Here is a 21,526-nt window from a genome sequence, read left to right as displayed (position 1 = left end):
TAAGAAACAATCAAGAGATACCCATGAGGGCGTCTTTAGAGAGTGTTCCCCGGTTAGAGCGAGATATTAGCGGCAACCTGGGAGCATCCTGCCCCATCCACCAGGACCAGCCCCCGTTGGGACATCTGACTGAGTTGGGTAGCGGTCAGACTGCGGATGGCTTGCCCATAGTCTTCCCCAGTCAGGCGATCGGCCCAGCCCAAATTGACGATCGCGCCCCAGGTTGCCAAATCTGCGGTTAGCTCCAGCTGGTTTTCAGCCGTCACGGCGACTAGGGCTGGCAGTCCTAGGCAGCAGCGCTCCCAACTGGTACTCCCCCCCGCCCCGATCGCCAAATCCGCCTGCACCATTAGTTTCGCCATGTAATCAATCTGGCAATGGTACGTCCAGTTTGACCTCTCGCTACAGAGCTGCGCGATCGCCGTCAGCTCCGGATGGGCCTGACCCACCACCACATCCACAGCCATCTCCCCCTGCAACAGGGCAATCCCTGCCAGCACCTTCGCCGTTTCATTCGTCGGATCACTGCCCCCGAAAGCAACCAGAACCCGGTGGAGTTCACCAGCCCGCGATTGCAAAGTTTGCCGAGCTGCCAAAAACTCCGATCGGAGTAAGGTGTATTGCGGCCCCAGCAGACACCGACAATGGGCTGGCACCAGGCCCTGATAGCGCAGCTCCTGGTTAGCATAGAAATTCTGATCCAGCAGCAGATCGCAATCATGGGACCGATTTGCCAGATCATCGATCACCAGAATTTGCCCCACCTGCGATCGCAAACGCCTCTCCCAGCGGGCATCCAGGCCATAGTGGTCCAGAATCAGCCAATCCGTTTCTGCCGGAATCACCGCCTGGGTCTGAGCTGCATCTACCTCCCAGGGCACTCCCAGCCAGCGGGCATAGGGAGAATCTTCCAGGGCCAGGGAATGATCCGGAGCGGGCAGCACCTGCACCGGAAATCCGCGCGCCTCCAGCAATGCCACCAAATTCCCGGGCAGGTCCCGGCAGACAAACGTCAGGTTATGGCCCCGTTCCCGCAGTTCGATCGCCAGTGTCAGACAGCGCATTACATGCCCTGTCCCCATTTGGATTGATGAATCCGCCCGCAAAACGATCTTCATTGTCCATACTGCTTCTGTTCAACATGGGCATTAATCTCCCCCCATTCTGGATAGCGAGACAGCAACGCCAGCCCATCCTCCAGGGTGAATTCTGGCTTTACCGGAATCAGAACCTCCAGCATGCGCCGGATCAACTCAAAATCCTCTGGCGTATCCACCGTCCAGCGGTGACGACTCTCATCCCGATCGTAGCGAACCAGTCCCCGCCGTTCCTCCGGTGCATGCCGAATGATGTATGGGGTCACATGTTCCCGATCTGGCTCCAGGGTTGCCTCCCGATCGGCCTGGTATAACCTCTCCGCCCTAAACACCTCCGTATCCATCCCCCTGGGATAGGTCCGCACGAGCTCGCTGACATTCGCCACATAATCATAATCATCCGGTTGCTCCCGATCCAGCCTGATCACCTGATCAATCACCAGCGGATCGATCAGTGGGCAATCCGAAGTCACCCGCACCACCCCCTCTGCTCCAAAAGCCAGCGCTGCCCCTGCATAGCGGCCCAGTACATCCAGCTCCGAACCCCGGAAGGACGGCACCCCCAGTCGATCGCACAGGTCTACGATCGGCTGGTCCGTCCCATTCGTGGTGGTGGCCACCACCACCTGATCGGCCAGAGTGACCCGCTGTAGCCGTTCCAACTGATATTCCAACAATGGCTTCCCCAGCACCGGCAGCAGCACCTTCCCCGGCAGACGGGTCGAAGTCATCCGCGCCTGCACAATGATGACGACTTTCATGACAGAATCTCACTCAAAGCCTGAATGACCCGATCCTGATCTGCCAGACTCAGACCGGGGTAGAGCGGCAAACTGATCGCCTCCCGATAGTACTGCTCCGCCTGGGGAAAATCCCCCCAACGGAACCCCAGAGCCTGATAGTAAGGCTGGGTATGAACTGGAATGTAATGCAAATTCACCCCAATCCCCATCTGCCGCAGGGCTTCAAATACCTGGCGCTGCGATCGTTGCAATTTCTCCAGATGCAACCGGATCACATACAGGTGCCAGCTAGAGGCCGTGTCCGGATGTTGCCAGGGCAGGGTCAGGGGTAGATCCTGGAGCAGGGTGGTATAGCGATCGGCCAGGAACCGCCGCCGGGTCACAAATTCCTGCAGCCGTTGCATCTGGCTGTATCCCAGGGCTGCCTGGATGTCCGTCATCCGATAGTTAAACCCCAGTTCCAGTTGCTGATAGTACCAGGGACCGTGGGACTCCTCCTGCATCAGGGCTGGATTGCGGGTAATGCCATGGGTCCGCAACCGGATCAGCGCTTCGTAGAGATCCGGCTGATTGGTCAGCACCATTCCCCCTTCGCCTGTGGTGATGATTTTCACCGGATGAAAACTGAACACGGCCAGATCCGAGAATTGGCAGGACCCGATCGCCTGCCCCCGATACTGGCCCCCGATCGCATGGGAGGCATCCTCGATGACTCGAAACCCATATTGGCGAGCCAAGTCTGCAATCCGTGCCAGCTCACAGGACTGACCGGCAAAATGAACTGGCACCAGCACCTTGGGTACTGTCCCAGCCGCCGCTGCCTGCACCAGTTTTCGCTCCAACTCCGCCAGACTCAGGTTGTAGGTGTGGGGGTCCAGATCGACAAAACCCACCGTAGCCCCACAGTAGAGGCCACAGTTGGCAGAAGCGACAAAAGTGTTAGGACAGGTCCAGAGCCGATCGCCGGGTCCGAGCCCGATCGCCAAACAGGCAATATGCAAAGCCGCTGTCGCACTGGACACCGCCACCGCGTAGCGCACCCCGCAGGAGTTAGCAACCGCCTGTTCAAACCGCTCGATCGCCGGTCCCTGGGTTAACCAGTCCGACTGTAACACCTCCAGGACGGCAGCAATGTCCGGCGGTTGAATATCCTGGCGGCCATAGGGAATGAAGGAAGTCATGCCTGCAGCATATCCAGAAGCTCATGCCCCTTCAGCCACCAGGTGTTGGTATCTGAACTGTACTGAAACCCTTCTGGCACGAGCGTTCCATGCTCCTGCAGAGCATTCACAGCAAAGTCAATCTCCGAATTGAACACGATCGAGGGCCGAATTACATAGTGATCGCTGAACTCTAAGACCAGGCGAGAGTCATCCGCCGGACACATGACCTCATGAAGTTTTTCCCCCGGACGAATGCCCGTGACCCGAGTGGGTAACCCGGGGGCGATCGCAGCGGCCAGATCGGTAATCGTCATTGATGGAATTTTAGGCACGAAAATTTCGCCCCCTTGAGTTCGCTCAAAGCTCTTGAGCACAAAGTCTACCCCCTGCTGTAGGGTGATCCAGAAGCGGGTCATGCGGGGGTCTGTGATGGGAATTTGCGTCGCCCCCTCCTGCACCAGTTTTTGAAAAAAGGGCACCACTGAACCCCGCGACCCCACCACATTCCCGTACCGGACAACAGCGAACTGAGTCCGCAAAGCCCCGGTGATGTTGTTCGCTGCCACAAACAGCTTATCCGCCGCCAGCTTGGTTGCTCCATACAGATTAATTGGGTTTGCCGCCTTATCCGTAGACAGGGCCACCACCTTCGCCACCTGATTGGCGATCGCGGCATCAATAACGTGATTCGCCCCAATCACATTGGTTTTAATACATTCCATCGGGTTGTATTCTGCAGCAGGCACCTGTTTCAGCGCTGCCGCATGAATCACATAATCCACATCCCGTAGGGCCAGATGCAGGCGGGCACTATCCCGCACATCCCCCAGGAAATAGCGCATGGAGGGCGCATTGAATTCCTGAGCCATTTCATATTGCTTCAGCTCATCGCGGGAGTAAACAATGATCCGGCGCGGTTGATATCGGTTCAGCAGAGTTTTGACACACTGCTTACCGAAAGAGCCCGTCCCTCCCGTGATCAGAATTGCCTTTTGATCGAACATAAAATTACTGTTTAATTTCCATCACTTCTGATTCGCTCTGCGCTTGATGTTCTCCAGCAGAGTTTTCCAGTCCTCCCGACCCGGATTGAGCGCAACCAGTTTTTCCAGCGGTTCGATCGCGCCTTTCCAGTCATGCATCTTGATCCGCACTGCTGCCAGCCCATCCAGAGCCACCTGATTATTGGGTTCTCGCTTCAGCACAATCAGGTATCCCTGTTCTTCAGCCGAAAATTGTTGCCGTCGGAGTTGCTCTGTTTGCTGCACCGCCTGGATGGGTTTATCCGCATCACTGGCCTGGCTAAAGGTGTGGACGATGCCAGTGGAAATACTTCCACCAAAAGAGATTAGAGAGATGAGGGTGATGATGCGCCGGAAACGATCCCGTCCCTGAGCCCGCTTTTCCTCATAACTCAGGGGTTTGCCAGTTTCCGCATTCTGATCTTGCCTGGAAGAGGTGGATCCCAGGGCAGAGACGAGAGACAGCTCGGCAAACTTCTGTTTGAGCCGTTGCAGAGGATGACGCTGAGTCGTTTGGGCCTCAAGATTTTTCATGGTTACCGCAACTGAATAGTGAGAAGAACCGTCCTATACCCTAGATTACCCACTCCCGTCCTCCAGCGATCACCTGCCTGACAGGGATCAGGGACGCTCCTGGGCATTCCTGACCAGGCGACGGACCAGGCTTCTGGGCAGAAAGCGGGCCAGCAGTGGCCCCAATTGATTACTCAAACCGGGGATCACGATCGCCTGACCTGCCATCAGCCCGCGATAGCCTGCGATCGCCACCCTGCGGCTCTCCATCACCTGACCCTTGAATAGTTTGGACTGCTCCAGGTGAGCCTTGGCCTCGAACCCAGTCGCCGTAGGACCAGGACAGAGCACCGTCACCGTTACCCCAGTGCCCGCTACCTCATTAGCCAGGGCTTCCGAAAAGGACAGGACATAAGCCTTACTGGCATAGTACACAGCCATTAAGGGTCCGGGTAAAAAAGCTGCTGTAGAGGCCACATTCAGGATTCTGCCCCAACGCCGCTCAACCATTCCCTTGAGAAAGAGCTTACTCAAGTGAGTCAAGGCTACAAGATTGACCTGCAACATCTCCAGCTCAGTCGTCAGATCGGTATCTACAAAGGGGCCATAACCGCCAAAGCCAGCATTGTTGACCAGCAGATCAATCGAGATACCCGCCTGTTGCAGGTCGCTATAAATTTCCGTGGGGGCATTCGGCAGGGCCAGATTCATTACCAGCACCCTGACGGCAACCCCATATTTTTGCCGGAGCTGATCCGCCAGGTCTAGCAGTTTTTGCCGACTGCGAGCCACTAGAACCAGATTGTAGCCATTCTGAGCCAGGACTTCAGCCAAATCAGCCCCAATGCCACCAGAAGCTCCTGTGACTAATGCTGTTTTTCGTGACTGAGAAAAGTTCATGGGAAGGATGAGCCAGGTAGGATGGTAACGATTCTATGCAACAAAAGACCCCGATGACGCAAGTAGAACATTCTCTCCGAACCCTGGCTGTTGATATTGGTGGCAGCGGTATCAAGGTGATGGTGCTGGACAGCAAGGGGAATCCCCTTACCGAGCGAGCCCGGTTAGATACCCCTGAACCGGCAACACCGGCATCTGTGCTGGCTGTGATTAATCAGTTGCTCCCTTCTCATGGCGACTTCGATCGGGTCTCCGTCGGATTTCCCGGTGTCATCCGGGCGGGTGTTGTCTATACCGCAGTCAACCTGCATCCCGACTGGGTTGGCTTTGATCTAACCACAACCCTGGGCACCCAACTCGGACGACCGGTGCGGGTGATCAACGACGCTGACATGCAGGGCCTGGGGGTCATTTCCGGTCAGGGAGTGGAACTGGTGATGACCCTGGGAACCGGCGTTGGCTCCGGCCTGTTTGTAGACGGTCAACTTGTCCCCAATCTGGAATTGGGCCACCATCCTTTCCGCCGAGGCCAGACCTACGAGGAACAGTTGGGCCGGGAGGCCCTGAATGATATTGGGAAGGAGCGCTGGAACCGACGCTTACAGAAAGCGATCGGTCTGCTGCAGAACCTGTTCAACTACGATCGGCTCTATATTGGGGGCGGCAACACCAAGAAGATTACCCTGGATTTGCCGCCAGATGTGACCATTGTCCCCAATATTGCCGGACTGCTCGGCGGCATTGCCCTCTGGCGAGATCAGCCTAGCTCACCAGTTCCAGAGACCGGCGCACCAAAGCAGCAGCCGTCAGACCATTGACCCCCATCAGTTCCCCTGCCGTTGCTGTCGTTTCACCTCGCTTCCAGGCAAAGGTATCCCGGCGGGCCATGCTGCGGAGCATCACCGGTTCCAGCATCAGGGCCGCGCCCCCCGTCACCCCCACCAGGGCATCCCCACCAAAGATGGCCTCAAAGCGATCGTCCCTCAGGAAATCGCCATCGGGTTCAGAGCACATCTCCCAGGCCACATCTGTAGGCCGATACAGCCGTCGAGGATTGAACACCGAGACAATGCGGGTGCCGATGCCCTGATCAGCAAGAAGTTTCGCGGCTTCATACACGGGAATCAGGGTCATGTCCCCCACCACAGCAAAGACCACCGTTTTGGAACCGGCGGTTTCCTGCAGCACGATCGCTCCTTCCACCAGCCCCTGACGGGACTGCTCAAAGGTGGTGCGAATCGGTAAGGCTGACTTGCTGGCGGTAATCACCATGCCCTTATTCTTTGAGGTCAAGGCCCAGTCATAGGCCACCTGAATACTGTTGGCATCGGGGGGGAACAGGGGGAAGATATTGCCATTCCGCATCATGGCTGCAAAGTAGGCTTCGATTTCCGGGCGCTGGTGGGTCCAACCATTGCGGCCCTGCTCCAGGGCTCCTGCCGTGTACAGGGTCACCGTCGAAGGGGTGGGACGACGCAGTTCGGCCATAGCCTGGGTCACCGTTTGCCAGATGGGCAGGCCGTTGATGGCAAAGGATTCATAGGAACACCAGAGGGTACGGGCTCCCATTAGAGCCATCCCCGCCGCCAGACCAGCACAGGCATCTTCACTCAAAGGTTCATAGACCTGACCGGTGGGACTCTGGTTATAGAGGGGGTCCGGGGTTGGATGAATAATTTTAAGCGCCTGGTTGATGTTGGCAATCCCCGAAGCTTCATTGCCATCCGCATTTGTGACCATAAAAGTACGATCGGCCTGACCTACTGCCGCCACCAGCGCTCCCATGGCTGTGGTCGAAACCTTCGGGTCTCCCCCGACCACATATTCCTCCAGGGGCAATTGCCCCAGATCGACCAGGGGAAGCACAGATTCGGTGACAGCAATTTTTGCGGCAGGTCCACCAGCGGCTCGTTCACAGTTTGTGCGGACAATTTCCCAGGCAGCAACTGAGAGGGCTCGCCCCTGAAGAGATTCCGCAATATGGGGACTGTCCAGGGTGTCCTTGGGATAGAGGTTGTGGGACTTGGCTCCTCTGGCATGAACCCCTGCCCCTTTGAGTTGTTTGATGATCAGGGCCGTCAGTTGCCCTGCTAGGGCAGATCTGGCCGCCCGATCGGCAGCCACCAGCACCGCTTCCGTAAAGGCCAGCCGCTGTTTCAGAGAGAAAGCCGTGCTATCCACATAGGCTCCGGGTTGATTTTGATCATCAAAATCCTTTGCATCAATCAGAACCACTTCCTCAAAGCCATTCCCTCGCCAGTAACCAATCATAGCTTCATTGGACTGGAGGGACACCATACTGTGATGCTCCTGACTATAGCCATTCCAGACCAGCACCGGCAGAAAGTTAGTCGCTTCCGGATAGGCCGTATGGAAGTGGGCCATGGAACTCATGATATAAGGCTCTCCCAGGCCCCCATCTCCGACAGTGAAAGGAAAGAGGGTCTGGCGATGGAGCAGAGCGGCAGCCATGGCGAAGTGTTGCCCCTGTCCCAGTGGTCCAGCCGGAGCCAGGATACCAGGAATGAAGCCAGAGAGGTGCCCTAACAGGCCGTGCCGTTCCCGGAAACGATCGCGCAACTGCTGCACCGTCTCGATGCCCATATCCTCCAGGGAGCGATCGAGGAACATGGCACTGTAAAAACCAGGAGCATGGTGACCGACCTCCGTCAGAATATTCTTGTGGCCCAGCATCACCAACGCTGCGTAGGCTTCCGCCTGACTGGCAAACCCACCCGGATGACCCGATGCCTTACTGCCTGTAATTTGCAGTGTCAGGTAACGCAAGGCATCGGCGTAGAGGAGAGTCTGGTAGACCGCAGCCCCATCCGTTGGACTGGCAATAGCCTGAGCAGTGGCCGCGATCGCTGGAACTTTTCCATAGGTCTCAAAATCCGGCAGATCAGGCCCAAAGTACTGAATACCATCGCAAAAATCTGGGATTGCTGCTGTGGGATTGGGAGTCGCTGCGGTCATGCTGGCTACCTGTTAAGTTTAATGAAATTTTTAGATCTGATACCCATAGTACCGAGGTGACCGATCCAAAAGCGACATAAATTGCTACCGCTAACTTTACAGTTTCATATCCATAAGCCAAGGTCTTTCTATCGTTCAACGCTCAACTATGGCAAAGACGTAACATAGAGCACTAGCATAGAAGGCATTAAGGGCGAGACTCATTGTTGCTGCAGCCAATTTTCCAGATCAGCGAGATGGGTGAAATTTAAAAGAGCTAAGGCCAGGGACTCTAACTGGTCCAGGTTAAGGGCAGAAACTTGCTCGGATAGGTGATCGGGCAAAGGACCGAATTTCTGTCCGAGCAGCAACAGGAGCAACGATCGCCCTTCTTCCTGGCGACCTTCCTGGCGACCTTCCTGGCGACCTTCCTGGCGACCTTCCTGGCGACCTTCCTGGCGACCTTCCGCTTTAGCTTCCTGATAGACTCGCGTTTCTTGCAGGCTAATTCCCAGCATCTGCTCTACCTCCTGCCGACTCATATTCGTGAACTTGTATACCATAACTGTCGTCACCAGTTCTATGATGCCACGACGGACTCCTGGCTCTGGTACTTCCTGGACTCTGGCTAGAAGCCCTCTGGCTGCCTGGGATGCCTGTTCTTCTTCTATTGTGGTCAAGACCATCAAAGCCACTCCCAGGGGCAGTTGTTCAATCGCGCCCAACTCCTCCAGATAAATTCGATGGACCTGGTTACTTTCTAGTAAAGCCCTGTATGGAGCAGTTTCACGCTGCTCGATCCTGCGAGATGGATAGATTACCACTGCCTGCCAGTTGGAGTATCGATCGCGGTTGCGATAGAAATAGAGCAATGCTTCTCCAAATAACCGTTCGTAGAGTCGTTCGTCCCGTTGAAACTGCACCTCACAAAAATACACCACCCCTGGTTCAGACCTATCGGGAGGTAAAAATACCCCGTCAATTTCAAACCTCGGTTCCTTGACTGCCACTGAGTCAAACCGATAGTCGGCGGCGTTAGCGGGTGAGACAGCCAGCAGTTCAAACAGTAAACCAGGAGATTGTTGAAACAGGCGATAAAAAATTGAATCTCGGCGCATGGATGGTTTTAGTCTTTTGAACCCCGTCTGTAAGGCAGGAGAAGCATAATGTATCGTAACCCTACCAGCCTATGGGGACATGGCCATGTGGAGATTGCAGGGCGTTAGATCAAGTTTTTTACGGCGATATAGACCGATCGTGCAAGGGCTTCTGGCGATTGTCCTGATCTGCCTGACGGTGCGCCTGCTCCCCTATTTGGCCCCCGTCCGAGCTGCAGATTTGAACCAGGATGAACAGGCGATCGAGGTCACCGATCGCCATGGTCTGCCCCTGGGCACCCTCCTGACTCGGGACCAGGACCATACCGCTGTCGTCCCTTTGAATCAGGTCTCCCCCAGCTTCCTCCAGGCGATCCTGGCGGCGGAGGATGGTCGCTTCTACCGACACGGTCCTTTAGAGATGCGGGCGATCGGGCGATCGGTGCTGGAGGCCATCCGGGCCGGTCGTTTCCGCAGTGGAGCTTCTACCATCACCATGCAACTGGCTAAGATGGTGGACCCCGTCCCCACTACCCTCTGGGGCAAAGCCCAGGAGATCTGGTTCTCCTGGCGCATTGCCGCCGGTATGAGCAAGGATGAGATTCTCCAGGCTTACATCAACCGCTTGCCCATGGGAGGCAATATCTATGGGGTGGAGGCTGCCGCCCGGACCTACTTCGGTATTCCTGCCAGCGACCTGACGGTCGCTCAGGCGACCCTACTGGCAGCCCTGCCCAATGACCCGGTGTACCTCCACCCCTATGACCACTGGGAGCGGCTGAAGGAGCGGCAGGCTTATGTCCTCGATCGCATGGTCAAAGATGGCTATCTTACCCCGGCCCAGGCCAGGGTAGCCAAAGCTGAACCCGTTTCTCTGCAATCCCGGCAGCAGGGTATCATCGCTGCTCCCCATTTTCTCTTCTGGCTGGCCAGCCAGCTCCCAGTAGACCATCCTGCCCGTATCCAGACGACGATCGATCGATCGCTGCAGCAATTTGTCGAAACTCAAGTAGAGCAGGTTCTCCAAACCCTGGCCCCCCACAACGTCCATCAGGCTGCCGCTCTGGTGATGGACAACCACAATGGCGACGTTCTCGCTTATGTCGGTTCCCCAGATTACTTCGATACTGCTGCAGGAGGACGTAATGATGGTGTCCAGGCCCTCCGCCAGCCTGGTTCGGCCTTAAAACCATTTCTCTATGAACTGGCTCTGGAAAAGCAGGTCATTCGCCCCAATACCGTACTGGCTGATGTGCCAACCCGTTATGCCATTCCGGGAGCAAGGCTGTATAGCCCTACAGACTACAGTGAGAGGTTTCTGGGACCGGTGCGAGTGCGGGTAGCCCTGGCTAATTCCCTCAACGTCCCGGCAGTCAGAGTCCTGGAAAAAACTGGGGTCGGAACCTTTCTGACTCGCCTGCATGAGCTGGGGTTCACCCATCTGAACCAATCCCCCGACTATTACGGTCTTGGTTTGGCTCTAGGCAGCGGGGAAGTCAGTCTTTGGGAACTGGCCCAGGCTTATGTCACGATCGCGAATCAAGGTCAAAGGGTTAGACCGTCATTGGTCACTGCTTCTTTGTCATTTGAACCGAAAACTCTACAAAGGACGAGTGACAAAGGACCAATGACTATCGGTTCATCCGTGGTCTGGGCTTTGATCACGGATATCCTGAGGGACTCCCACGCCAGGGCCAGAGCCTTTGGGGTGAATTCGGTTCTGAACTTACCCTTTTCGGCAGCCGTGAAAACGGGCACCTCCTCGGATTTTCGAGATACCTGGACCGTGGGCTTCACCAGAGACTACACGGTAGCCACCTGGGTGGGAAACTTTAATGGAGAACCCATGCGCCAGGTTTCTGGGGTGACCGGGGCTGCGCCCCTATGGAATCGGATTCTGCTGCACCTGCATGAACAGCAGGAACCGACAGCCTTCCCACCGCCAGCAGGGATGATCGAACGACCTGTTTGTGCCCTATCCGGGATGAAGCCAACCCCAGCCTGCCCTGCTGTGGTCCAGGAGTATTTTTTCCCTGAAGACCTGGCTGCCTATGAGCGCCAGCCCGATACTTTTTATCAAGCTGTTGTCTCTCCAGGCCAGGGTCTGCCCTATCGCCTCAATCTGCCTTCGGAGTATAACGAATGGCTGGCCCTGCAACAGCCGCACCTGGCCCAGGGCAATCTCCGCATTGTGGCTCCCCGCAATGGGGACTATTTCGTGATTGATGCAGCGGCGATGCAAAACTCGGACAGTCCTCAGCAACTGGAGTTCAAACTGGCCTCTATGCCAAGCCAGCCTGTTGAATGGTGGCTGAATGGGGAGAAACTGGCCACTCGATCGACTTCTTCCCTGTTCTGGTCCCCCCGTCCCGGTAACTGGACCCTGGAAGTCCGCAGTAGCAGCGGCGTGGACAGCGTCCAGTTCCAGATCCAGATCGCTGCAGCCAGAACATACCGTCGGGGGTTCTCAGTGGCTCCCCCTTCCCGGTAGGAGCGTAAACTGTCAGCGAAGAGCAATCCAGCAGCTTTCCTATGCCCTACAGTAAGGGTAAGCGCACCATCCCTTATCCTCTCGATTAATGCTACCTCTCTTTGGTAAAGCCTTCGTCACCCTCTTTGTCGTCATTGATCCGGTCAGTCTGGCTCCCATTTTTATGCTACTGACCCTTGATCGTTCCACTGCGGAAAAGTTGCAGATTGCCCGTCAGGCCGTCCTGATTTCAGCCCTGATTCTGCTGGTATTTGGCCTGGTTGGTAGCCTGGTGCTGGATTACCTGGAAGTTAGCCTGGAGGCATTTCAGGCGGCAGCAGGATTTCTTTTGTTCAAGCTGGCGATCGACATGGTATTTGCCCATACCGAACGAGAAACCGAAGAGGAAGAGAAAGAGGCCCGCTCCCGCCAGGATATTACGGTATTTCCCCTGGCCATCCCCTTGATTGCAGGGCCAGGAGCTCTGGCCAGTGTTTCCATCCTTTCCCATGAGGCCCAATCCTATTACCAGGGGCTGACGATCGTTCTCGGAACGGCAGGTCTGGTCCTAGTGATGACCTACATGATTTTACGGTTGTCCAATCCCCTCTCTAACCTGCTGGGGCAGACAGGCATTAATGTTATCACTCGGGTTCTGGGTGTGCTCCTTTCGGCCTTGGCTGTGCAATATATGGCCAATGGCATCAGTGGGTTGGTGCAGAATTTCTCTGTCTGAAGTATGACCATTCTTGTTTTCGGCAGCATCAATATGGACCTGGTGGCCCGGACACCTCGCCTGCCCGTGACCGGAGAAACGATTCTGGGCCATAGTTTTCACACCAGTCCGGGGGGCAAGGGAGCCAACCAGGCTGTGGCTGCAGCTCGCCTGGGAGCCCCGGTGACGATGGTGGGTCGGGTTGGAGCCGATGGCTTTGGCCAGGAGTTATTGAGTAGTCTCCAGACCGCTGGGGTGCAGACAAAAGCCGTCCTGGTGGATGGGTCCGATCACTCTGGGGTGGCCTTGATTGCGGTGGACGATCGGGGGGAGAACCAGATTATCGTCACCCCTGGTGTCAACCGACGGGTCAGTCGGCAAGATGTGGACCGATTAATCCCGTTGTTACCAGGAACCACTAATCTGTTGCTCCAGTTTGAAGTTCCTCTCCCGGCAGTAAGGGCCGCTGCTCAGGCAGCCAGGGCCGCAGGGGTGCGGGTAATTCTGGATCCAGCTCCCTGCCGCCCCGATATTCCCGACGATTTATATCCCTTGGTGGACATCATCACCCCCAATGAGATTGAGGCAGAGCAACTGGTTGGGTTTCCCATCACCTGCCCGGAAGCCTGGACTGAAGCGGCTGCCACCTTGCTCCGACGGGGGGTGGGCATTGCTATCATCAAGCTGGGGGTCAGGGGAGTCTTTTGTGCCTCTGTGCAGGAAGTTTTCTTTGCCCCAGCCTTTCCGGTGCAAGCTGTGGATACGGTAGCCGCCGGAGATGCCTTTAATGGGGGATTAGCTGTGGCTCTGGCCGAGGGACTATCCCTGAAACAGGCCGTGATGTGGGGAGCTGCGGCAGGAGCCCTCTCCACTACGAAAGCAGGGGCTCAGGTAGCCATGCCCGATCGACCCACCCTGGACGGCTTCCTCCGGAACCAGTCCATTCTGGTATAGCGATTCTCTCAATAACGCTACGGAATGGCACCGATAAAGAAGCGGTCTGTATTGACCAGTACCCTGGAACGAGTCTGGATGATTGTGCGGATTCTTTGCTTTTGGGCGATATCTGTGAAAGGAGCATAGCTCTGAATGACGGTGTAGTTGCCAACTAGGTAGCCTGCCCCCTCAGCAGTCCGTTGTGTGAGGTAATCATCTGTAATTTGTTCGGGAACCACCAACCAGCCTTTGCGATGAGAGAGATATAGCAAGGTGGGATCGCCACCGGTCATTGCAACGACGATCGAGGATGGTGGTGTTAACGCTTGAATCTGTTGAGCCAGAGCATACACATCTGATTTTTTAGGTTGCTCAGGACGCATATAGTCCAATGCATAGATGCCTGATCCCAAAGCAAAAATTAGAATCAGACAGGTTGTCAAAGAATATTTCAGCGTGGGTGAGGCAAGATGAGACATATTGGCTAGTACTTTCCCTATAAAAGGGACAGCAAAAACCATAAAAGGCAACTGATAGTATTCGTGAATATAGCTAGAAGTCGGTACGGCAATAGTTGTAATAAGAACTCCCAACAATCCCACATCGAACATATATTCTTGCGCAGCTTTGCGCTGCATGGTTAGCCCAATTAAAAAAATGGGGAAGCCAAAAACAGCAAAGTGTCGAAAAATCAAGCGGAACAAGATATCAAGCCAAAATTGGACTGACACCAGCAAAGAAAATTTAAATCGATCGCTTTGATTGCTCCAGAAGCCAAAGGTAAGATTGGACTCTAAATAGATTTGATGGGCATGATAGTACCAGAGGATTGTGACGATTGAAACAAATCCCACATAGAGCCAGATAGATATCTTAAAGACCATCTTTTTGCCATAGTTTAAATAGGCGAGGTAGGCAATAGGTAAACCAAAATATACGATCGGTAAAACTTTAAGTAAGCAGGCCAGAGCCAGAAAGCAGGCAGATGACAGTAATTGCCATTTTTTGCCTGAATTCAACCAGCAGGAGAATCCATATATACTGATAATACCTGCCATTAAGGTCATGGATTCTGCCTGAAAGGTTCGGCTGTAGTAGATATTCAGGGGCAATATTGAATAAATCAAACAGCTCCAAAAAGCAGTTTTTTTACCTAAATAATCCTCAATCAGTCGATACAAAAAGTAGATTCCAATCAGGGCAAAAATAATCGATAGAAGCCTACCATAAGCTTCAAAGACACCTGTAAATTTATAAATTAATGCAATGATATAGGAATAGATAGGAAATTCTGTTTCACAATATCCTGAAGAGTTACCACCCCAATCAACTTGAGGATACAAAAAATTGTACCCATTTTCATAGAAATTGCGGGCCATGGCAGCTGTATCGGCCTGACGCCAGGAATGAATACCCAGGATAGGCGATTGCAAGTTGTAAAGTCTGGTGGACAAACCAGTTATCAAAAGGAATAAAATTGGATGTTGCTCCAGGCTCTTCTGAGCATTTTTGATCATTCTCATTGGTTACTACTCACGTTAGTAAATCCCCGCTTAAAAATGTTAAAGACAAGATGTTAAAGACAAGATGTTAAAAGGGTACCTTTCCTAGGATGTAAAAGTGGGATATACATCTGTTGAAAGCTCAACCTTAAGGAATTTTTTCAACTTGAACAAGCGTCCACTGTTGAACATTACCGATTACACGATAGAGGATTTTGCCATCAAGATTAATCTTTGGGCTCAACCAGGCATAAGTAGAGGGTTGTAACTCCACAATCTGCTGTTTTAGCTTGCCTAAATGAGGTGTATAGAAACTCAGTAAAATCCAGGTTTTATGGGATTCAGGATCCAGATCCTGAACCAAAAAATCAACCGGGTTGGCCTTCAAGACAGATGCAATTTGGGGCTCTTGTAAAACAGATTTCAAGGCTGGGCTGTAGTCCCCTACCAGACCCAGTAGACCCACAGCCCCTAATGCAAGCCAGCTTGAAATGAGTAACTGCCCAATCCATAATTGAGGTGAAATTGCCAAAGAAACATGTCTGGGAATCACAGGCAGTAAACTCCAACCTGCACCTAAAATCAAAGCAACAATCCCAAACTGATTAGCCTCTCGGGGCCAATCAATTCCAGGGGGTTTAACCAGCAAGACAAGACCTGCGATCGCCAATACTATTCCCAGTATGCCGAATCCATAAGTGATGGTTTGGGCCAGCCGACTGGTCAGCCGTTGTGAGAGGAAAACCAATCCGATCGCGGCAAACATGGCTGTAAAAGGATGGAGTTGCAGAATGTAATAGGGAGTTTTGGTTGGGAACAGGTTTAACAATAGAAACAGCAGGAGAGGATACCCAATCAGCAGCCAGACATGAGGGCTCTTCCGATAGTCTTTGAGGGCGACCCAGAGGCCAATCAAAGCGAAGAACGCCCAGGGGAAAGCATTGATGGGAATGTTCCAGAAATAGTAGTGCCATCCTGTATCAGTGTGAAAAGGTTTTGCCCCCAGCTCAGAAATTTTTCCAAACAGTTGATGAGTCACCAAACTGCCATACCGATCGAGGCTCAACTTTAACCAGATCGCATCCACCAGGACACCGGCGATCAACCCTCCATAGAGGCCAGGATTCAGGAGATGGCGATGACGGTGGTGTTCAAGCACCAGATAGGGCATGAGGGCAACGACGGGTAACAGGATCATGAAACTCTTAACCAGGAATCCCAGGCCAATCACTGAACCGGCCAGGAATCCCCAGATAATCCGCCCCTTAGGCAGGCGTTCAGCTTGCAGCAAGGCCCAGAGGCCAGTGAGTTCCAGGCAAACAAGCAGCATATCCTGGGTCGCCAGACGGGCGTACTCCAGCCAGATAAAAATGACCCCGAGAATTAAGCTGGCCAGCATAGCCAGTGAGTCCTTGAGCAGAATCCGGCTGATTTCAAAGAGAAAAAAGGTACTCAACAGACAGGCGATCAAACTGGGCAGTCTGGCCACCCCATCACTGATCCCGAACAAGGTGTAGCCAACCGCAATCAACCAGTTCAGGGCAATTCCGTGGGTGTAAACTGGATTTCCCCAGAACAGTCGAGCCAGCCAATCCCCCGACTCAACCATAAACCGGGCTTCAAGGGCATAGTTTCCTTCATCATGGGCCATCAGGCTCTGGTGCCAGCATCCACTCAGGAGAAGTAAGCCTATCCAGGTCAGGAGCAATAGGTATGGTTGAATATTGGATTGAGATGTAGAGTTCTGCATAAGAACTATCCGTCCATCACCTTGTGGAAAGTAAACCTGATGAGGCAGAAGTCAGATTCTTGTAAATCCTAATGGATCAGTCTGTCCAGTAATATGAACTTCTGAAGAATATCGAGCATCCAAAAGAATCTTCAATCTTCAGGGGAAAGTGCACGTAAGCAATGAAATTATACGGGGTTAAGGGAAGAGATATTCTTGTGCTGGTGGCCCTTTGGGGAGTGGCCACGATCGTGGATCGGGTCTGGTTTTCCCTGGATCAAGCACCTCCAGCCTGGGATCAGGGAGATCATCTGACTCGGGCCATGAACTACTGGCGAGTTCTGCAAACCCCTGAGATCTTCTCTTCTACCTGGTGGACCCAGCTCTGGTCCCTATCCCCAGGATACCGTGCCCCCTTTGTGTATCTGGCAACCGTTCCTTTTTTAGCCCTATGCGGCAAAGGGCACGACTCCGCCACCCTGGTCAACCTGCTGTTCACGGCCATTCTGATCAGCTCGGTCTATCTGATGGGACGGAGGCTCTTTGACGCCCGTACTGGACTCTGGGCTGCAGCACTTTGCCTGATCGCTCCCAGTATGGCCCTGATGCGCACGGATTACCTGCTGGACTATGGCCTGACCGCGATCGTGGCCTTTACCATGATGGCCCTGACTTACTGGCGGTTGGCCTCCAGTCAGCTTCGCTCCTGGTTGTGGAGCCTTACTTTCGGTTTTGGTTGTGGCCTGACCATTCTGGCTCGCCCTAACGGTCTGCTGTTTCTGGTTCTGCCCATCGCCTGGGTCGTTCTGGAGGATCTGTTCCGGCGTCGATGGCTGCGGTTGCTGCAACTGGCTGGGGCGTTCCTTTTAGCCTGGCTCATCTTTGGAGGCTGGTTTACAACCAATTGGCTGACTATTCTCACTGCTCTGGGACGGGCGAATACCTGGGGGGTTCTCTACCAGCACGATCCGGCCCGCAAGGGTTGGTTAGGCTGGCTCTACTATGGGCGCATCTTGCCCAATATGGTTTCGCCACCTATCTTTTGCCTAGCTCTGGGCTGTGCCCTCCTCCATCTCGGGTCAAGATTTCGCCAGCATCGGCTCGGAAAAATTCTTCATCCCCAGGCTGTATCCAGGCGTTGGGTCTGGTCCTGGTTGATTTTCTTCTGTCTGGGAGCTTATCTTTTCTACTCCTGGACCTTAAACAAGGAATTTCGATTCATTCTGCCCTACCTGCCGATCGTGCTACTGATGCTGGCACGATCGCTAGCCTATGCTTCTGGCCCCTGGATGACTCGTCTGCGCTGGGGAGCAGCAGCGATTGCCAGTGCAATGACCCTAACGGTCCTGTTTCCCTTGCCCACCCTGATTTCGGTCTCAGAGCCGCACCTGCCTTACCTGGGGGATCCCTATCCCAATTCTGAGGTCATTGCAGCCATCACGCAGGAGCAGCCCTACCTCCGATCGACCCTGGGTGTGGCCGTGAATACCAGTCAGATCAATCCCATGAATATGGACTTCTATGGCTCCCTGGCCAATTTTCAGGTTTATGGGCGGCAATTGGGAATTAGCGAAAAAACAGTTAAACAGGATGGGCGTGCCCTGAACTGGTACCTCACGAAAACCCAAAACCAGGGTGTTTATGAGGGCATTGAGGCTGGTCAAGTGGCTCTGAAGGCTGAAGTTGAGCAAAATCCAAAATTGCAATTGCAGCGGACCTGGTCCTTACCCGATAGCAGCCAGTTGCATCTGTATCAGCGGCGGCACCTTCCGATTCAGGTTGAGCCCTCTTCCCGATCGGCAACCCAGGTCCAGTTGCTCCAGGTTGAAGTCCCTGGCACTGCTCCACCAGGGAAACCGATCCCAGTGACCTATAAATGGTCTGGTCCCTGGGCTGACCTGCGGGATGGCCTGGTACTGCTCACCTGGCAACAGGAAGGAGGTGGGACTTCCGCCTGGTATCATGACCACGGCATTGCCTTGGGAGAATTAATGGCAGGGGCAGAATTTCCTGAGGCAAATCAGGAATTTCAGATCACAGAGCATCTGGCCATGCAACCTCCAGCGTCCTTTCCTGCAGGCTCCTACAGGCTGCAAGCGGCTTACCTGAACCGTCGATCGGGCAAGACCTATCCCCTCGTCGGACCGCAGGTGCAGGTGACTTTGACGGCTCAGGCGACTGCCAGCCCCGCCCCAGAATTGGATCTGGTAACCCAACTGCGGCAGCTTTCCACTGGGCTTCCTGCTGGAAAACTCGATGCGCTCTTTGATGAAATTGGCCGGATCAATCAGTACGATCCAATTCAAGACTATGTTATTCAAGCAGAGCAGACCCTGCTTTACCGACTCCAACAGGACCCCGATCGGTTGGATCTGCTCTACAATCTGGTGCTGACTTACATCCTGCAATACAGGGCTGCCTCAGCGACACAAATGCTGACTAAAATCACTCGCCTGGACGCCCAAAATCCTTATGCCTGGGCTTACCTGGGCTTTATCCATCTCTATCAATGGCAGGGGCGCAAGGCAGAAGTCGTTCTGGAGCAGGCCTATCGCTTAAATCCTCAGTTGCCTGAACTGCGGACTCTCCGAATTGTATCGGCAGCCATGCAGTTAAACTTACCCCTGGCATGGAAAAGGGCTCAATAGAACCTTCGCAGTATACCGAAACCAACCTCAATCTGTTAAACCATGTTCTAAGGCAAAACGAACCAGTTCTGTACGGCTATTCGTACCCGTTTTGCTGAACAGACGACTGACATACTTCTCTACGTTACGCACACTGGTATTGAGTTGACGGGCAATTTCCTTATTCATCAGCCCTTTTGTAACTAACTCCAGCACACTTTTCTCCCGGGGGGTCAGGTCAATCTGAATATCAGTGGGCGTTTTGGTGATCCCCTGCTTCTGCATCAGCATGCCCCGAATCTCAGCAATCTGACGGGCCATATCAGCAATATCGATCGCCTCCCCGTCCTCATTAGTGGCACGGGACGCCAATCGCTGTTTCAGGAGATTGGTGACGATTGCCACCAGTTCATCCGGGTCAAAGGGCTTAGGCAGATAGGCATCCACGCCAGCGTTATAGCCCTGGATCCGATCGGCGGTCATGCCTCTAGCTGTCAGAAACACGACGGGCAGAGCCTTGTAGCGGGGATCTTCCCGCAGTTGCTTGAGAAACTCATACCCATCCACCTGGGGCATCATAATGTCGCTGATCACCAGGTCGGGGGTACTCTGTTGCATCAGCTCCCAGCCATCATGGGCATTACTGGCGGCTCGAACCGTGAAACCACTATCTTCCAGATAAGCCTGCACGGCCTCGCGCAATCCAGGCTCGTCATCCACCAGCAAAAGTTGTCCGGACATGGGTAAAGATTCCATCACTGTTGTTACTAATCTATCGAATTGCGGGGTGGAATAGGTTCAGTTGCCAGCACCTCAAATGGGGCAATCTCACGGGCTGCCTCTGGCAATTGGGCCTCTCGTTGCCCCTGAAGCCTTGCCCGTCCGCAGGCCAGACTGAGCGGAGTACTGACCAGATCAATCCGGGTGGCTTTGCCCATCAGTAAACGAACTGTGACGATCGGTAATTCTTTCAGTAACCAGCGACTGTAGCGGTAGAGGTATTCCCGGTTGGACCACTCTGGTTGCAAAGCGACACCGTGCAGATCGTGCAGGTAGCGATTTGATCGGCCATAGCGTCGCCACTGGGCCATTAGATCCTTCCAGGTGGCCCGATGGCGATGTTGCACGGTCGCGCCAGAGGCAAAGTGAATCCGCCAGTTTGTCTGGCGCAAGACCCGCCAGCATAGATCCGCATCCCCACCAGTCGTCAGATAGGGACGAAACAGGCCCACGGACTCCAACACGTCCCGTCTGATGGCCAGGTTGGCAGTCTGTCCATAAGGACAGAAGGGATGGGCCAGGGTGTGTTTCTGGGACAGGGTTTTCCCGTGCTCAGCAAACTGCTCCAGCAGGCTATCTCCTGGCAATGCCAGGATTTCCCCAGCCACCAGCCCGATCGCTGGATCAGTAAACGGCTCCATCAATTTCTCCAGCCATGCCGCTTGGGGCCGACAATCTGCATCCGTGAAGGCCAAAATCTCTCCAGTTGCGACTCTGATGCCCCGATTACGAGCTGCATAGGAACTCTGAATCTGGTCTTCCAGCAAGTACTTTAGAATCATCCCCTGAGCTGTTGCCCTCGCCATAGCTGATTGGATCAGGATGGGCGTTCGATCGCGGCTGGCATTATCCACCAGCAAATACTCCACCTGTTCAGTTGGAAGGGTCTGGGCCAGCAAACAATCCACCAGATCGGGAAGATCTGATTCACCGTTATAAATGGGAATAATGACGGAGACTTTAGTCATGCCAGAAACCATTATTGGGGTCATGGGGCCGGGAGAAGGAGCCACCCAGGAAGATATGGTTGTGCATCAAATAATTGTTGGATAAGTTGCGAAGTCTTGCCAAGTCCAAGGCTCTGCTGCCAAGTTTGCTCGTTGAGATGCTGTGGTTTTGAATCGGCTATGCCGCCAAATCCAATTGAAATAACTGACAACCAATCGTGTAGTCACCTTCGTTTGCTCCCACACCTTGCCAAACTTGTTTTGCCGTCGATGCCACCGTCCTGTTTGTTGCCGGATAATACCATTGGTTCTCTCTAATCGTTGGGTTTT

17 protein-coding genes and 1 pseudogene are annotated in these 21,526 nt (G+C 54.0%); 5 read left to right on the top strand and 13 right to left on the bottom strand.

The window, feature by feature from the left end; translation table 11 throughout:
- Positions 1–53 precede the first annotated feature (53 nt).
- The 6 genes from pseG to BST81_RS25150 all read right to left on the bottom strand — a co-directional run bounded on the left by pseG (position 54) and on the right by BST81_RS25150 (position 5,438).
- Positions 54–1,118 (bottom strand): UDP-2,4-diacetamido-2,4,6-trideoxy-beta-L-altropyranose hydrolase, encoded by a 1,065-nt coding sequence (gene pseG / locus BST81_RS25175; protein WP_075601266.1) that lies wholly within the window; start codon positions 1,116–1,118, stop codon positions 54–56.
- Complete coding sequence (locus BST81_RS25170; RefSeq protein ID WP_075601265.1) at positions 1,115–1,858, bottom strand: glycosyltransferase family protein; 744 nt, start codon at positions 1,856–1,858, stop codon at positions 1,115–1,117. Before BST81_RS25170 ends, pseG begins: the two co-directional genes overlap by 4 nt.
- Positions 1,855–3,021 (bottom strand): UDP-4-amino-4,6-dideoxy-N-acetyl-beta-L-altrosamine transaminase, encoded by a 1,167-nt coding sequence (pseC, locus tag BST81_RS25165; protein ID WP_075601264.1) that lies wholly within the window; start codon positions 3,019–3,021, stop codon positions 1,855–1,857. Before pseC ends, BST81_RS25170 begins: the two co-directional genes overlap by 4 nt.
- Positions 3,018–4,007 (bottom strand): UDP-N-acetylglucosamine 4,6-dehydratase (inverting), encoded by a 990-nt coding sequence (gene pseB / locus BST81_RS25160; protein ID WP_075601263.1) that lies wholly within the window; start codon positions 4,005–4,007, stop codon positions 3,018–3,020. The genes pseC and pseB overlap by 4 nt, the downstream gene beginning before the upstream one ends.
- Positions 4,008–4,028: 21 nt before the next feature.
- A complete protein-coding gene (locus BST81_RS25155; RefSeq protein WP_083637085.1) occupies positions 4,029–4,559 on the bottom strand; it encodes a hypothetical protein in 531 nt (176 codons plus the stop codon).
- Between the two features lie 87 nt (positions 4,560–4,646).
- Entirely contained in the window at positions 4,647–5,438 is a 792-nt protein-coding gene (locus BST81_RS25150; RefSeq protein ID WP_075601262.1) for an SDR family oxidoreductase, read from the bottom strand.
- A 53-nt stretch (positions 5,439–5,491) separates the two neighbouring features.
- On the opposite strand from BST81_RS25150, the gene BST81_RS25145 reads away from it, so the two are divergent.
- Positions 5,492–6,256, top strand: coding sequence for an ROK family protein (locus BST81_RS25145; protein ID WP_075601287.1), 765 nt, complete (start codon positions 5,492–5,494; stop codon positions 6,254–6,256).
- Here BST81_RS25145 and BST81_RS25140 read toward each other — a convergent pair.
- Together BST81_RS25140 and BST81_RS25135 are read right to left on the bottom strand one after the other, a co-directional pair.
- Positions 6,201–8,414 (bottom strand): transketolase, encoded by a 2,214-nt coding sequence (locus BST81_RS25140; protein WP_075601261.1) that lies wholly within the window; start codon positions 8,412–8,414, stop codon positions 6,201–6,203. The two genes, BST81_RS25145 and BST81_RS25140, sit on opposite strands and share 56 nt — an antisense overlap.
- A 200-nt stretch (positions 8,415–8,614) precedes the next feature.
- Positions 8,615–9,511 carry an Rpn family recombination-promoting nuclease/putative transposase gene (locus BST81_RS25135; protein ID WP_075601260.1) on the bottom strand — a complete coding sequence of 299 codons (897 nt, stop codon included), beginning with the start codon at positions 9,509–9,511 and terminating at the stop codon, positions 8,615–8,617.
- A gap of 85 nt (positions 9,512–9,596) precedes the next feature.
- Here BST81_RS25135 and pbpC point away from each other — a divergent pair, with 85 nt between their 5' ends.
- From pbpC to rbsK, 3 genes are all read left to right on the top strand, one after another.
- A complete protein-coding gene (gene pbpC, locus BST81_RS25130) occupies positions 9,597–11,981 on the top strand; it encodes a penicillin-binding protein 1C (protein WP_075601286.1) in 2,385 nt (794 codons plus the stop codon).
- Between the two features lie 88 nt (positions 11,982–12,069).
- Positions 12,070–12,696 (top strand): MarC family protein, encoded by a 627-nt coding sequence (locus tag BST81_RS25125; RefSeq protein WP_075601259.1) that lies wholly within the window; start codon positions 12,070–12,072, stop codon positions 12,694–12,696.
- A 3-nt stretch (positions 12,697–12,699) separates the two neighbouring features.
- Positions 12,700–13,629: a ribokinase gene (rbsK, locus tag BST81_RS25120; RefSeq protein WP_075601258.1), complete on the top strand. Its 930-nt coding sequence runs from the start codon at positions 12,700–12,702 to the stop codon at positions 13,627–13,629.
- A 17-nt stretch (positions 13,630–13,646) separates the two neighbouring features.
- On the opposite strand, the gene BST81_RS25115 is transcribed toward rbsK, so the two are convergent.
- Together BST81_RS25115 and BST81_RS25110 are read right to left on the bottom strand one after the other, a co-directional pair.
- Positions 13,647–15,134 (bottom strand): glycosyltransferase family 39 protein, encoded by a 1,488-nt coding sequence (locus tag BST81_RS25115; RefSeq protein WP_083637083.1) that lies wholly within the window; start codon positions 15,132–15,134, stop codon positions 13,647–13,649.
- A gap of 127 nt (positions 15,135–15,261) precedes the next feature.
- Positions 15,262–16,863 carry a glycosyltransferase family 39 protein gene (locus tag BST81_RS25110; protein ID WP_075601256.1) on the bottom strand — a complete coding sequence of 534 codons (1,602 nt, stop codon included), beginning with the start codon at positions 16,861–16,863 and terminating at the stop codon, positions 15,262–15,264.
- 161 nt (positions 16,864–17,024) lie between these two features.
- Between BST81_RS25110 and BST81_RS25105 the strand changes: the two genes are divergently transcribed.
- Positions 17,025–19,490 carry a glycosyltransferase family 39 protein gene (locus tag BST81_RS25105; RefSeq protein ID WP_075601255.1) on the top strand — a complete coding sequence of 822 codons (2,466 nt, stop codon included), beginning with the start codon at positions 17,025–17,027 and terminating at the stop codon, positions 19,488–19,490.
- Positions 19,491–19,517: 27 nt separating this feature from the next.
- Here BST81_RS25105 and BST81_RS25100 read toward each other — a convergent pair whose 3' ends face one another.
- The 3 genes and pseudogenes from BST81_RS25100 to BST81_RS25090 form a co-directional block, all read right to left on the bottom strand.
- Positions 19,518–20,210: a response regulator transcription factor gene (locus tag BST81_RS25100; protein ID WP_075601254.1), complete on the bottom strand. Its 693-nt coding sequence runs from the start codon at positions 20,208–20,210 to the stop codon at positions 19,518–19,520.
- Positions 20,211–20,236: 26 nt separating this feature from the next.
- Positions 20,237–21,241 carry a glycosyltransferase gene (locus tag BST81_RS25095; RefSeq protein WP_216351457.1) on the bottom strand — a complete coding sequence of 335 codons (1,005 nt, stop codon included), beginning with the start codon at positions 21,239–21,241 and terminating at the stop codon, positions 20,237–20,239.
- Between the two features lie 42 nt (positions 21,242–21,283).
- Positions 21,284–21,526, bottom strand: a pseudogene (locus BST81_RS25090) (IS1 family transposase); the annotation flags it as partial.

This window comes from Leptolyngbya sp. 'hensonii' (assembly GCF_001939115.1).
GTDB lineage: Bacteria > Cyanobacteriota > Cyanobacteriia.
The sequence above is the reverse complement of the archived record's forward strand: the minus strand, read 5'-3'. Positions and strand labels throughout refer to the sequence as shown.

Excerpts from the sequence above, each read along its gene's own strand:
- pseG (WP_075601266.1), bottom strand. The coding sequence starts at position 1,118 with ATGAAGATCGTTTTGCGGGCGGATTCATCAATCCAAATGGGGACAGGG.
- BST81_RS25170 (WP_075601265.1), bottom strand. The coding sequence starts at position 1,858 with ATGAAAGTCGTCATCATTGTGCAGGCGCGGATGACTTCGACCCGTCTG.
- pseC (WP_075601264.1), bottom strand. The coding sequence starts at position 3,021 with ATGACTTCCTTCATTCCCTATGGCCGCCAGGATATTCAACCGCCGGAC.
- pseB (WP_075601263.1), bottom strand. The coding sequence starts at position 4,007 with ATGTTCGATCAAAAGGCAATTCTGATCACGGGAGGGACGGGCTCTTTC.
- BST81_RS25155 (WP_083637085.1), bottom strand. The coding sequence starts at position 4,559 with ATGAAAAATCTTGAGGCCCAAACGACTCAGCGTCATCCTCTGCAACGG.
- BST81_RS25150 (WP_075601262.1), bottom strand. The coding sequence starts at position 5,438 with ATGAACTTTTCTCAGTCACGAAAAACAGCATTAGTCACAGGAGCTTCT.
- BST81_RS25145 (WP_075601287.1), top strand. The coding sequence starts at position 5,492 with ATGACGCAAGTAGAACATTCTCTCCGAACCCTGGCTGTTGATATTGGT.
- BST81_RS25140 (WP_075601261.1), bottom strand. The coding sequence starts at position 8,414 with ATGACCGCAGCGACTCCCAATCCCACAGCAGCAATCCCAGATTTTTGC.
- BST81_RS25135 (WP_075601260.1), bottom strand. The coding sequence starts at position 9,511 with ATGCGCCGAGATTCAATTTTTTATCGCCTGTTTCAACAATCTCCTGGT.
- pbpC (WP_075601286.1), top strand. The coding sequence starts at position 9,597 with ATGTGGAGATTGCAGGGCGTTAGATCAAGTTTTTTACGGCGATATAGA.
- BST81_RS25125 (WP_075601259.1), top strand. The coding sequence starts at position 12,070 with ATGCTACCTCTCTTTGGTAAAGCCTTCGTCACCCTCTTTGTCGTCATT.
- rbsK (WP_075601258.1), top strand. The coding sequence starts at position 12,700 with ATGACCATTCTTGTTTTCGGCAGCATCAATATGGACCTGGTGGCCCGG.
- BST81_RS25115 (WP_083637083.1), bottom strand. The coding sequence starts at position 15,134 with ATGAGAATGATCAAAAATGCTCAGAAGAGCCTGGAGCAACATCCAATT.
- BST81_RS25110 (WP_075601256.1), bottom strand. The coding sequence starts at position 16,863 with ATGCAGAACTCTACATCTCAATCCAATATTCAACCATACCTATTGCTC.
- BST81_RS25105 (WP_075601255.1), top strand. The coding sequence starts at position 17,025 with ATGAAATTATACGGGGTTAAGGGAAGAGATATTCTTGTGCTGGTGGCC.
- BST81_RS25100 (WP_075601254.1), bottom strand. The coding sequence starts at position 20,210 with ATGTCCGGACAACTTTTGCTGGTGGATGACGAGCCTGGATTGCGCGAG.
- BST81_RS25095 (WP_216351457.1), bottom strand. The coding sequence starts at position 21,241 with ATGACCCCAATAATGGTTTCTGGCATGACTAAAGTCTCCGTCATTATT.